At 30.9% G+C, this 13,893-nt stretch carries 9 protein-coding genes; 7 read left to right on the top strand and 2 right to left on the bottom strand.

Annotated features, from left to right (window positions below; all coding sequences use genetic code 11):
* Positions 1 to 27: 27 nt before the first annotated feature.
* Positions 28 to 1,515, bottom strand: coding sequence for a DUF6270 domain-containing protein (locus tag CN946_RS09880; protein WP_098860973.1), 1,488 nt, complete (start codon positions 1,513 to 1,515; stop codon positions 28 to 30).
* A gap of 455 nt (positions 1,516 to 1,970) precedes the next feature.
* Between CN946_RS09880 and CN946_RS09875 the strand changes: the two genes are divergently transcribed.
* From CN946_RS09875 to wecB, 4 genes are all read left to right on the top strand, one after another.
* Positions 1,971 to 2,387: a hypothetical protein gene (locus CN946_RS09875; RefSeq protein WP_098860972.1), complete on the top strand. Its 417-nt coding sequence runs from the start codon at positions 1,971 to 1,973 to the stop codon at positions 2,385 to 2,387.
* A 10-nt stretch (positions 2,388 to 2,397) separates the two neighbouring features.
* The gene (locus CN946_RS09870) at positions 2,398 to 4,512 is read left to right on the top strand and encodes a CgeB family protein (protein WP_098860971.1); all 2,115 of its coding nucleotides are present in this window, start codon (positions 2,398 to 2,400) and stop codon (positions 4,510 to 4,512) included.
* 12 nt (positions 4,513 to 4,524) lie between these two features.
* Positions 4,525 to 5,508 (top strand): glycosyltransferase, encoded by a 984-nt coding sequence (locus CN946_RS09865; protein ID WP_098860970.1) that lies wholly within the window; start codon positions 4,525 to 4,527, stop codon positions 5,506 to 5,508.
* Positions 5,509 to 5,822: 314 nt separating this feature from the next.
* Positions 5,823 to 6,926 (top strand): non-hydrolyzing UDP-N-acetylglucosamine 2-epimerase, encoded by a 1,104-nt coding sequence (wecB, locus tag CN946_RS09860; RefSeq protein ID WP_483295383.1) that lies wholly within the window; start codon positions 5,823 to 5,825, stop codon positions 6,924 to 6,926.
* 119 nt (positions 6,927 to 7,045) lie between these two features.
* On the opposite strand, the gene CN946_RS09855 is transcribed toward wecB, so the two are convergent.
* On the bottom strand, positions 7,046 to 7,972 hold the full coding sequence (locus CN946_RS09855; protein WP_098860968.1) for an NAD-dependent epimerase/dehydratase family protein: 927 nt from the start codon (positions 7,970 to 7,972) through the stop codon (positions 7,046 to 7,048).
* A 480-nt stretch (positions 7,973 to 8,452) separates the two neighbouring features.
* Here CN946_RS09855 and CN946_RS09850 point away from each other — a divergent pair, with 480 nt between their 5' ends.
* The 3 genes from CN946_RS09850 (at position 8,453) to CN946_RS09840 (ending at position 13,861) form a co-directional block, all read left to right on the top strand.
* A complete protein-coding gene (locus CN946_RS09850) occupies positions 8,453 to 11,143 on the top strand; it encodes a CDP-glycerol glycerophosphotransferase family protein (RefSeq protein ID WP_098860967.1) in 2,691 nt (896 codons plus the stop codon).
* Between the two features lie 296 nt (positions 11,144 to 11,439).
* Positions 11,440 to 12,540 carry a glycosyltransferase family 4 protein gene (locus CN946_RS09845; protein WP_483295382.1) on the top strand — a complete coding sequence of 367 codons (1,101 nt, stop codon included), beginning with the start codon at positions 11,440 to 11,442 and terminating at the stop codon, positions 12,538 to 12,540.
* The gene (locus tag CN946_RS09840) at positions 12,533 to 13,861 is read left to right on the top strand and encodes a glycosyltransferase (RefSeq protein ID WP_098860965.1); all 1,329 of its coding nucleotides are present in this window, start codon (positions 12,533 to 12,535) and stop codon (positions 13,859 to 13,861) included. The genes CN946_RS09845 and CN946_RS09840 overlap by 8 nt, the downstream gene beginning before the upstream one ends.
* Positions 13,862 to 13,893 lie beyond the last annotated feature (32 nt).

Here is a 13,893-nt window from a genome sequence, read left to right as displayed (position 1 = left end):
AGGGTGATTGAAAATCACCCTCTTTTTTTATTTCGTTAATTTTATTAATTGAGCTAGAAAATTATTATAATAATTTGGTTCAAAATGCAAATGGAAAATACCCCAAGCATGATCTGCAATAGAAATATAATTTTGTTTTACATTTATTGTTGAAACCTCGTAATTTGAGATTACGTAGTCATCCAATTGGTCCCAAAAGGCATTTAATAATTCGATATCAGTGTCAGAATTAATTTTCTTAATGTTTTGTTCCTTATCGTAGTACATCCCAGTAAATCTAGCTTTGTGAAGTATGATTTTACAATTCGGAAGTTCTCTATTAATAATTTGTAAAAATTTATCAATCGATTGCTTCCAAAGTGCAAAGTATTCGCTAAGATTAGTAGTCAAATTAAATGTAGTGACTTCGTTTAATTCTCTATAAAATGATGTTTTAGTGATCTTCCAACGATTATTAGTAATATATGAACTATTCGCCTTTAAACAGCCAAAATAAATGTCCCCAAAGAAATCAAGAATAAGAGCTTCAGGTTGTTTATTGATTAGATCATTTAAAAAGTTCTTTTCTAAGTCATCGAAAACATCATTTTGCTCATATTGATTTAAGTTGTCAATTTTCTCTCTATTATATGGAATCGGATTACCCATTAAACTAATGATTGACGATTGGTTTTGGTAGCGAATTAATTCGAAATGATTTTTATAATTTAAGTTAAATTTACTATTAAAATTATCGCGTGTAACACAAGATCCAAATGCAGCGATTTTTAATTTCTGTTCATTGTTTTTAATCGAAATAATGTTCTTATTTAGTAAAAGAGAAAAGTTTTTAGTTTGATGATTAGATTCATTCTCGGTTAATAAGTTAATTAAAACTTTAACATTTTTATTTAATGTAATCTGTGTATATAATTCTAAGTCAGTCGACTCAGGATAGCTATTTAATATATCAAATACATTAAACGTTGAACACAAGATTTCACTGTTATTTCCACTATGTGCACTATATGTATGAGTATTAATCGCTAGCTCGGTTTTGATTTGATTGAATTGTTTTTGATCAGAAATAGAGAGTTGAACAAAATCTTCATAATAATCTGCTTTAACTAGATTAAAATGTAATTTATCTTGTGTTAAGTAAAGCGCAATACGATTATCATTTGTTTTATATGTCTTTACATAATAAATGTTTAGTAGTTTTGAGCTCATATATTTAGTTGGTATCTCAAGATTACGAGTAATTTCTACTGGTAACAATTCAGTATCTTTAGCTATATATAAATCAAAAATCTCAATTGGATATAATATGATATTTTTCAAATCAGAAAAGTTAATATCTACTATATATTGGTTATCAATCTTTTTTATTAAGTTCCGCAATATTTCACTGCTTACTTTCACATGTTTATTTGACCTCTTTTTTACGACTAATGAAGAGGCTTCATCTATTTTCCCATTTAGATCTTCTATGTAAAGTCTAATTCCATCATTTAAGTATTCAATTTTTTTAAGCATAAAGCCGCCCATCCCATTTAATTAAAATATTTTTTGAATTCGTAAAAATATTTACGAAACGCTAACAGTTATTAACATTAACATAATGATTATAATTATTAAACAAGACTATTGTTTTTTTAATTATTTAATGAACGAATATTAACAAGAATTTAAGATTATTTATCTATGGATCATATATTACAAGGAACTATACTCCGGTTGTATTGTTCTCTTTCCATTGGAAAAGTACGTTACAGTTGGGGATTTTTTATATTTTAAAATATTCTGATGCACTACTAACTTGAAAAATCATCTCATTATATTTTTTACATACTTTTAACAAGGATACTCATGTAAATTCACACAAACTAGTTAATCTCAAAGTAGTAAAAGTATTTTGGGTTTTTTCAATATATATAAACCTATCTACAATGAGACCCTTGAGTTTATCTTACTTGAGTTGGAGGTTTGAAATGAAGAATAGTGAATTATTGAATAGTAGTCATGTTGATTCAACAACTGTAAATTTTAAACCAAGTTTAATAGAGGTTTCGACTGAGGATTTCGATGCTAATATTCTACGGAAAAATGAATTGTTAATGAAAGAAAATGAATTTCTCTCCAATAAAGTGATGGAATTAGAAAAGAGAATGGAAGAGCAATTATTTCGGCAGTTGGATTTAATCGTAGAGCATGAGGAGTTTATGATGGGACTCGATGATTATGTTCTTGTAAACGAAGTAAAGCAGTCATTTGGTTCGTATGAATATGAAAAATTGCAAGAAGAATATCAAAAGCTGCAATTAAATTATGAAACGTTTAGGAACTCAAAGTTTGGCAAATTAGCAAGGAAGTATTGGAAGATCTTGAAGTATTTAAAAAGAAAATGAGGGGTCATTTATGTTAAAAGAATTAATCGAAAAACAAATTACTAGATTACGTAATGAAAAATATGACACAAAGATGATGCTGCAAGAATTAATGAATGTGGATGAACCCTTCTATTTTCAAAACCATGAGTTACTTCCATTTTCAATTGATGATTTTACAGTTAGTAAAGGGATTCAAAAGTTTCAAAAGGAAAAGAAAACGCTATTCAATAACAAACTAATAAAACAGACTGCGGTCATTGATTATAAAGACGAAAAAAAATTAATGGAACTACTTTTTAATGAAGGAAGAAGTCAGTTATTTACTAAATTTGGCATCACAGGCTTTGTCAGCGGTAAGTGTGAGGTCGTTTGTGAATTACGATTGATCGATTATGAGAATAACGCAAGTACAGTGAATTTTCATATAGACGAGTTAGTAGATCTATCTCAATTTAATCAAAATGAGATAAAATCGGCTTCTTTTTCGATTTACATGACAGGTACTGCCACACTCCATTTATTCCATGCTAAATTAATGGGTACATATAAAAATAGTACGATAGACAATATTAACTTGAAGAAACAAAAGAAAGAAATTAAGGACTTTCGAGTTGGATTTATTGCAGACGAATTTACGACAAGATGCTTCGATTACGAATTTCAACTTGTAAAAATTACTCCAGAGAATTGGTTGACTGAATTTAAAAAGCATCGAATCGATTTATTCTTTTGCGAATCTGCATGGCTTGGAAACGAAGGTGCTTGGAAGGATAAAATCGGTACGAAAAATCACAGAAATCATACGAAACTATTAAAACTAGTTTATTGGTGTAAAGAACACAATATCCCGACTGTTTTTTGGAATAAAGAAGATCCGTTTCATTACCAAGCATTTATTGATACCGCTAAGCATTTTGATTATGTATTCACGACTGATTTTGAATCAGTTCAGAACTATGTAGGTGAAGGCTGTGAAAATGTTTATTGCTTACCTTTTGCAGCCCAACCGAAAATTCACAATCCAATTGAATATATTCCACGCAAAGAGAAGGTAGTTTTCGCTGGTGCTTATTATGGTAAAAAGTTTCCTGAGCGTACGAGTGCGATGGAGAAGCTAGTAAATTCTTCGAAGGAATACGGACTGGATATATATGACCGAAACTATCATAATCCAACAAGTCCTAATCAATTTCCTGATGAGTATAAACCATATATTATTGGAAACTTAAAACAAAATGAAATCGACATTGCTTATAAGGGATATAAAGTAGCACTAAACGTAAATAGTATTACGAAATCTCCGACAATGTTTGCCCGGAGAGTATTTGAGTTATTGGCAAGTAATACTCCAATCATTAGTTCCCATTCAGAAGGGATTCACAGAATGTTTGGAGACATTGTAACTGCTACCGACAATGAAAAAGTGATGAAGGAACGACTTTCTAATTATTACTCAGATGAGACTTTTTATAAGAAAAACCGTTTACTCACATTACGTAAAGTATTAGAGGAACACACTTATACGAATCGGGTGGAAGATTTATTAAATATTATTAATCTACCATTCGAAAAGAATGAAGAGACTGCTACATTAGTAGGAATTGTTCGAAGTAAAACAGATTATGAGAAATTAATGGCAATTTACAATAGACAAATAGTCGGAAATAAAAAGCTAGTAATCTTACTCGACTTGTTTGACGGTTATTTAGACATATTTAATCAAAACAATCATGGGAATATAAGAACTTACCTAATTGATTATTGCCACCATTACTTTAGCATTAATGATCTTGTAGAGTCTAATTATATTGTTCCAATTCATTTAGATCATTATTATGGTGAAAACTATGTAAGAGATTTGATGTTAGCTACTAAATACACGAATGATACGATTATTGCGAAAGGGAATGGAAACAGCTATAACTACGTAAATAATTGTAAAATTGATGAAGCATTAATCTGTCAAAAAGCAACAAGATTTATCAATCCAACTGAATTTATGAGCCTTTTAAATACGAAATCGTCGATTGCACATTTCTCAAAAGCAGGCGTTCAATTTTTCGAAATTGATGAGTTTAATTTTTATCGAGATGCCTATGAACAAGCTATTCGTTATGACCAAATGGAGACAATTATTGTATAAGGAGCTGTTTTTATGAAACTGGCGATTATAGGGCATGATTTAAAGTTTATAAACGATGCCGTTAAGAGATTTGAAGCTAGAAGCGATATCGAATTAAAAATAGATTTATGGGAAGGCCATACAATTCATCAAGTTGGAAAGAGTTTAGAGATAGTTAATTGGGCGGATGTTCTTTTTTGTGAGTGGGGACTTGGAAATGTAATCTGGTACCAGGAGCATAAAAAAGATCATCAAGTATTAATTGTTAGGATGCATCGTTTTGAAATGAACACCCCGCTTCCAGAGCAATTTGACTTCACGAAAATTGATAAAATTATTGCAATCTCTTCCTATATATATGAGGAATTTTATCGTGTTGCAAAGATTCCTAGAGAAAAGATGATTGTCATTCAAAATGGTGTTGATGTAGATAAATTCCATTTGCCTAAGCAATATGATGCAGATTTCCGAATTGGATTACTCGGTTATGTACCGAAATTAAAGCGGTTGGATCGAGCGCTTGAGATATTTGAAAAGTTATACGAAAAAGACAGCCGATATACTCTTTCGATAAAAGGAAAGCATCCGAAAGAGTTCGCGTGGGTTTGGAATAATCAACAAGAGCAGGATTATTATTTAAGTTTATTTCGAAAAATTGAGAAATCCCACTATCGTAATCAAATTCAATTCGAAGAGTGGGGAGATTCAGCGGAATGGCTCGAGTCGATTGGTTTTGTCTTATCAGTTAGCGATTATGAAAGTTTTCACTTAGCACCAGTTGAAGGGATGGCTTCTTGCGCTGTGCCAATTGTATTAAATCGTGAAGGAGCTCGAACGATATTCCCTGATGAGTATATTTTCGAATCACTGGATCAAGCAGCGCAGTATATTGCGGATAGTAGAAAAGGTTCTAGGAGAGAACTTGTTGAATTTGTGAAGGAAAATTACTGTATGGATAAAATGTGTTCAGAGATTTTGAGTCTAATTGATGAGTTACAATTAAAATTAGTTCATTAAGTATTTCGGAGAGCACAGTGAATTCTTGAGTAGAAGGAACTGTGTTTTTTCTTCTATATATTATTTACATCAAGTATGAATGATTTCAAAATGTGGGAAACTAAGAGTATAGAATCGAATAATTACTAGTTAAAGAACTTATTAGGGATTAAGTCGATTAATTTTTACAAATAGTCATGTAAATAGAGAAATAAACGGTATTTTTCATGGTAAAAAATGTCTTTATTTCCTCAGTTAAGATACAATAGATAGATACATATTACATAAACCGATTCGTTGTTTTGAAAGGGGAAAGAATTTTGACTGTTAAAGTAATGACAATTTTTGGAACAAGACCAGAGGCGATTAAGATGGCGCCACTTGTGCTTGAATTAGCTAAACATCCGGATGAAATCGAATCAATTGTGACGGTAACAGCTCAACATCGACAAATGCTGGATCAGGTTCTCGAAATTTTTGAAATCACACCTGATTATGATTTAAATATAATGAAGGATCGCCAAACTTTAATCGATGTAACAACTCGAGGTTTGGAAGGTTTGAATAAGATTATGCAAGAAGTAAAGCCAGACATTGTATTAGTCCATGGTGATACGACAACGACTTTTATTGCTAGTCTTGCAGCTTTTTATAATCAAATTTCAATTGGGCATGTAGAAGCTGGTTTACGTACTTGGGACAAGTATTCACCATACCCAGAAGAAATGAACCGTCAATTAACGGGTGTCATGACGGATTTACATTTTTCTCCTACGACAAAATCAGCACAAAATTTGTTAGCTGAAAATAAAAAGGAAGAAACAATTTTTATTACTGGTAATACTGCGATCGATGCACTTAAAACAACAGTAAAGGAAGAGTATGATCATCCTGTTCTTGACCAGATTGGTAACGACAGATTAGTTTTAATGACTGCTCATCGTCGTGAAAATTTAGGGGAACCTATGAGAAATATGTTTAAAGCGATTAAGCGCTTAGTCGAAAAACATAATGATATTCAAGTAGTGTATCCTGTACACATGAATCCTGTTGTTCGTGAAATTGCAAATGAGGTTTTAGGAAATGACAATCGAATCCATTTAATTGAACCACTGGATGTGATTGATTTCCATAACTTTGCTGCAAGATCGCATTTGATTCTAACTGATTCTGGTGGTGTACAAGAAGAGGCACCTTCATTAGGCGTACCAGTACTTGTTTTACGTGATACGACAGAACGCCCGGAAGGTATTGATGCTGGTACATTAAAACTTGCTGGAACTGACGAAGAAGTCATTTTCTCATTGGCTGATGAACTATTGTCTGATAATGAAGCTCACGCAAAAATGTCCAGAGCATCAAACCCATATGGAGACGGTGAAGCTTCAAGAAGAATTGTTGAAGTGATTATTCAACATTTTAAAAATAAGAATAAATAAGATCTAGTGATGGAAGACTATTTTTGCAAATTTTGTAAGGATAGTCTTTTTTTGAACATTAAATTTTATCAAAATAAAAAGCTGATTTTTGAAATGGATCAAAAATCAGCTTTCTTTATTTAGCGTGTTTTGTAATATTGGATTGTTTTATCTAAACCTTCTTTAAGTGTATTACTTGGCTTCCAGTTTAGTAATTGAATTGTTTTTTCATTGTTTAAATAGCTGTGTTTAATGTCTCCAGATCTTTCTTCGGCAAATACCATTTCAATTTTATTATTAATAACTTCCTCTGAAATTTTTAATAGATCAATTAAAGATGTTTGAGTATTTGTCGATACGTTACAAATCGTATTGACTGGATTTTTACTTGCAAGAAGATTAGCCGCAACAATATCATCTACAAAAATAAAGTCACGAGTTTGCTCACCGTCTCCAAAAATAGTAAATAATGAATTAGATGTTATGCAATCCACTAAAATACTAACAACTCCGCCTTCACCTTTTGGATCTTGACCAATGCCATATACATTTGCATAACGGAATACAGTATATTGGATGTTGTGTAGTTTATTATACATATCAAAATAAAATTCAGGAGAAAATTTAGAAGCACCATAAGGTGACAGCGGTTGAATTGGATGCTTTTCATCTACACCAAGATAGTGAGGTTCACCGTATACAGCTGCAGATGAAGCGTAGACAAGCGTTACATCCTTTAATTCTTTTAATTGACGAGCTGATTCAAGAACATTGATTGTTCCTAAAATATTGATGCTAGCATCTTCCATAGGATTTTTAACAGAGAATTGTACATCAATTTGTGCAGCATGATGATTAATAATATCTGGTTGCTCTTTTAGAACTATTTCCGCAAAGTTATTACTTCTAATATCCTCTTCATAAAAAGTTACATCTGATGGAATATTATGTATAGAACCTGTAGATAAGTTATCAACGACAACTACCTTATAACCTTCATTTATATATGCTTTTACTAAATTAGAACCAATGAATCCGGCCCCACCAGTAACTAATACCTTTTTCATACTTATTTCTCCTTTTGATTTCTAGTTTATCAATATATGTAAATTAACTTAGGAAAACAATGGTAGTAGATTGTAAACATAATTAATCATTTTTAGTCTATCAAAAATAAATAAAAATATCCATATTCATCTATGAGATAGGGCATATAGAGTAGTGGTTAGTAAAAAAATTACATCATCAAAATGTTATTAATCCTTTCCTATTTGTGCAGAAATATTTGTGACAAGAATACAAAAATGGTTATTAATGTATTGTTCATTTTAAAAATGGTATGATAAACTAGATTTTTTGAAAAAATAATATTATTACAATTCGCTCTTTTAATGAAGGCCTTATATTGGCAAAACAAAACAATCATTAGAATAATGAATCGTTCTTTTATACAGTATGATATAATAATTTGGCAATTGATGAGTAAAACATAATATGAAAATCATATTGCGAATTAAATTTAAACAAATATAGGAGTGCAGTACTAAATGAATTCTATTGATAAAAGTCATGACTATCTATTTTCAATAATTATGCCAATTTATAATGTTGAAAAATTTCTTGTAGAGGCTATTGATAGTGTAATAAATCAAACAATAGGTTTTGAAGAAAATATACAGCTTATTTTAGTTAACGATGAAAGTCCAGATGATAGCGAAAAAATCTGTATAGATTATCAAAATAGATATCCCAAAAATATTCAATATTTAAAGAAGCCAAACGGCGGAGTAAGTAGCGCTAGAAATTATGGAATAGATTATATAAAAGGAAAATATGTTCAGTTCCTTGATCCAGACGATACGATTTCAATTGAAACATTGTTAAATGTGTATACATTTTTTGAAGAGCACGAAGAAGAGATTGACCTTGTTGCGATTCCAATTAAATTCTTTGAAGCTAGAACGGGGAATCACACATTAAACAATAAATTTGGTAGAACTCGAGTGATTGATATCATAGAACAACCAAATCTATTATTAACTCACGCAGCTTCAGCTTTTATTAAAAGTGATTTAATGAAGAAATATCAATTTGACCGTAATTGTAGAATCGGTGAGGATTGTAAGTTAGTAAGTCATGTTATTTTAGAAAAAAATAAATATGGTGTATTAAAAAATGCTAGTTACAACTACCGTTTAAGAAATGATGGCACATCGGCAATGCAAAATGCCATGAAAAATGACTGGTTTATCCATTCATTAGATACGTTTAGTTTAGACCTTATTCATAAAAGTATTGAACAAGTCGGGGGATTACCTGAGTATATTCAATACATAATCATGCACGATTTAAAATGGAAGTTTTCTATTAAAAGCCAAGCAGATACTCCATTAAGTGATGAAGACTATATTGAATTTATAAATAAGATAAAAGAGATTTTAACTTATATTGACGACGAAGTAATTTTAAAAACGAAAAAGATTAGTCAGTTCTATCTACATTTTGCATTAAGTCTTAAACACAATATACCTTTAAAAGAAGTTTTTACAAAAACGATCGAAGAACTAGAGCAAGGCCAAGATATAGGATTATATCGTGACGAGTACTTAGTTACTAAGCTATCTAAAAACAAAGTTACAATCGAATTTATTGAAGAAAAGAATTCAAACCTTATAATTGAAGGATTCTTTGGATCGTTATTTGATCGTGAAGAATGTAAAATTATCGCAAAGGTCAATGGTGTTGATTATGTGGGCGAAGATGTAGATCGTACGGTTAATCAATATAAAAGTTTAGATTTAGTTATTAAACAATATAAGGGATTCAAAATTTCAATTCCTTTCTCTAAACTTCCAAATGATTTTAAAATCGAATTTGTTGTCGAAGTTGATGGAGTACAAGTTCAAGTAAATTATAATGTGAATAAATTTACAGGTCTTTCAAAAAGAATTAGAGGTTCTTATTCAGCAAAAGAAAAATATATCTACTCTTGCAGAACGCATCATATAAAGGTAACGAAAAGAAGTGGTGCCAAAAAACTTATTAACGAACTTAAGTTTATACGTGGTTTATGGAAACTTGGTTCAGTTCATGCGAAAAAGGCAATCATTACACGCCTTGTCGCAAAGACATTAAGAAAGCTAGAAACAAAACCAGTATGGTTATTCATGGATCGACAAGATAAAGCAGATGATAATGCAGAACGATTATTTAAATTTGCTAATTCTCAAAAAAAATCAATTAAAAATTATTATGTCATCAAAAAAGACGCACCTGATTTTGAAAGAATTTCAAAAGTAGGAAATGTCGTTCCTTATGGTTCATATAAGCATAAATTCCTAATGTTAAGAGCGTCAAAAGTTATTTCGTCCCATGCAGACCAATGGGTAACGAATCCTTTCTTTAAAGCGGAAATTTATTATCGTGATTTAATGACGTTTGATTATATATTCTTACAACATGGTATTACAATGGCCAACTTAACACATTGGTTAAATAGATTTAATAAAAACATTCGTAAAATGTTTACATCAGCTCACTTGGAAGCTCAATCTTTAATTGAGGGTGACTATAGCTATACAAGTGAGAATATAAGATTAACTGGTTTTCCAAGATATGATGGTCTAGTTAATAATGACCAAAAACAAATTTTAATCATGCCTACTTGGAGACAGAATCTAGTTCTAAGAAAAAACCAGGCTTTAGGGGTAAGACCTTATAATGAAGCATTCAAAAAATCAGAGTACTTTAAGCGTTACAATGATTTAATTAATGATCCAAAGTTAATCGATTTTGCGAAAAAGAATAATTACAAAATTATCTTTTTCCCACATCCAGAGATCCAAATTCAAAACAGAGATTTTGATAAAAATGATTATGTTCAATTTGCTGAATATAACACAAGCTATCAAAAACTATTCAATGAATCGAGTATCTTACTGACAGATTATTCTTCTGTTGCTTTTGATTTTGCATATCAGAAAAAACCAGTTATCTACTATCAATATGATTACTATCATTTTGAAAAAGGTTATTTTAACTTCGAAACGATGGGCTTTGGGGATATTATCGACAATCACGATGTGTTAGTGGATAAATTTATCTCATATATGGCTAATCAATGTGAAATGGAAGACAAATACAAAGAACGTGTTGATTCTTTCTATGCTTATAAAGATCGAAATAATTCTCAAAGGGTATTTGATGAAATAGTAGAAATTGAGGATGGTTTAAAGTAATAGATGTAATCAAGGAGGGACTGTTCAAATTTGGACAGTCTCTCTTTTATCGACAGAGTTTGCCAAACTGTAACATGAATACAATGGGCATTTAATGGAATTATAGGTCTAATTATGTTACAATACCTCTTGTTTTGTAGTTTCCGAATGTAATATTACTGTTTAGGAGGTGTATTAATATTACAGCTAACAAAAAGAAAATCTTATTAATTACTCAACACTTCTATCCTGAAATTGGGAGTGCTGCAAATCGATTAAAAAATATTTATCTAGAATTAAAAGAAAAAAATTACGATGTGAAGGTACTTACTTTACACCCTAGATATCCAAGCCGCGAACTCTATGAAAATAAGCGATTCTGGAATGAAAAGCTAATCGATGAAGATGATATTGTTCGAGTTGATACATCAATTAAAACTCATTCTACAAGTATCATTAAGAGACTTTATTTATATTTAGAAGTTATGTTCCGCTTTATAGGAGCTATTTTTAAATATAAAAAGGAATTCGATTATATTTTTGTAACGTCACCACCAATTTTCGTTGGTATTGCTGGATTAATAGCAAAGTGGAGATTAAAAGCACCTTTAATATTAGATATTAGGGATTTATGGCCAGAATCCTTAGTAGGTGTAAAAGTGTTCTCCAATAAATTAATCCTATCTACGGCATATAAAGTAGAAAAACTATTATATAAAAAAGCAACCAGAATCATTGTTAATAGTCGTAGCTTTATAAACTATATGACAAATAAAAATGTTCCAGCTGACAAAATCAAGTTCGTTCCAAACTCACTATCGGAAGAAGAACTTTCTATTGAAGTTCCGAGTAATGAGGAAAGTCAAAAAATTGAAGTTACTTATACAGGTAACTTAGGTTTTGCGCAAGACTTGAACAAACTTTTAAGTGTTGCTGAAATGTTCAAGGAAAATCCAAATATATTTTTTACGATTGTCGGGTACGGTAAAAATACAAATGAAGTAAAAAAATATATTGAAGATAAAAAGTTAGAAAACGTTACATTACACACTGCCAAGTCTCGTAATGATACACTGAAAATCGTATCGGAATCTGATATTGCATATGTCAGTCTTGTTGAACAGGAAGTTTTTAAAACTGTATTACCTGGAAAAATCATCGATTATATGAGCGTAAAGAAACCTATTATTGGAAATGTATCGGGCTATGCAGGTGAAATTATTGAAAGTGCAAAATGTGGTATTGCTCTGAAAGAGGGATCAGTACAGGAGTTGTATGAGAAAATAATTGAATTAGCAAATAATCCAACAGCAAGAAAAACTCTTGGTGAGAATGGATACAATTATGCTTATAAAAATTTAAGATGGAAAACGAATATTAATGTGTTAATTCAAGTGATGGAGGAAATCCATGAATAAGAAAGTTTGTGCATTTGTGTTTAACCACTTTACAAATGATGCGCGTGTATTACGTGAGTGTTCAGCATTAGCTGAAGTAGGTTATGATGTAGATTTAATTGCATTACATGATGATTCAGATACATTACCGAAGAGAGAAAGATATGAAGAAGGTTTTAATGTCATTCGTGTAAATAATCGTTTACCATTTGGAATCTATCATCTAATCAACTTTTGTGCAAAGCTCAACATTTTCTTTAAATCAAATATAATGACAAAATTACTTGCAGCAATCTTATTAGTTGCTGGGTTATTTGTAAACATTATTGCAACGATTATTGTAGCAGCCGTTATTATATTATTTGGGAATCGTTATGTAAGAGTGATTTTAACGAGGGGTTATAATATTCTTCAAATGATCTACCATGGCAGTAAAAAGAAATATGATATTTACCATGCAAATGATTTAAATACATTACCACAAGGTATTTTATGTGCTAAAGTATTTCATCGTAGTAAATTAGTGTATGATTCACATGAAGTACAATCTAGTCGATCTGGCTATGAAAATCCAATCTTTGGTAAGATTGAAAAGTTTTTAATACGTTACATCGATATTATGATTCATGAAAATTATACTCGTGCGAAATACACTCAAGATTTATATCATATTGATTTACCTGAGGTGATCCATAACTATCCGTTCGTTTCAAAACCAGAAGAGAAAAAAGCAATCAATTTACATGAAGTACTTGGATTAGATCCGAATGAACCTATTTTGTTGTATCAAGGTGGGATTCAAAAAGGGCGTGGCTTAGAGCTAATCGTTAAGGCTACTCCTCAGTTTAAACGCGGGACAGTTGTATTTATCGGAGACGGTAAGATTAAGCCTGTGCTTTTAGATTTAGTAGATCAATTGAATTTAGAAAATCGAGTGAAATTTATCGATAAAGTACCAGTAGACGAGCTTTTAAATTATACTCGAAACGCTTATCTTGGTTTTCAAGTTTTAAATAATATTAATTTTAATCATTACTCGGCATCATCAAATAAGTTGTTTGAATATATGATGAGCGGTGTTCCAGCTGTAGCATGTAGCTTCCCTGAGATCCAAAAGGTTGTAGAAAAAGAATATGTCGGTGTATGCGTTGATTCACATGAAGTCGATTCAATTGCTGAAGGTGTGAACTATCTTTTAGATCACCCAGAAAAAAGAGATAAAATGAGTACTAATTGTTTAGAAGCACGTCACCATTACAATTGGAATAATGAGAAAAAGATTTTTATCGAAATTTATGACAAAGTCTTAAATGGTCAAAAGCTAGCGACTAATGTAGGATAAAAAACTATTTACTTCCTAATACGGGGTGTAAT

The sequence above is a fragment of the Bacillus sp. AFS053548 genome (assembly GCF_002575105.1).
In the GTDB taxonomy this organism is placed as follows: Bacteria; Bacillota; Bacilli; order Bacillales; family Bacillaceae_G; genus Gottfriedia.
Note: the sequence above shows the minus strand (reverse complement) of the source record. Positions and strands in the feature narration are given on the sequence as shown.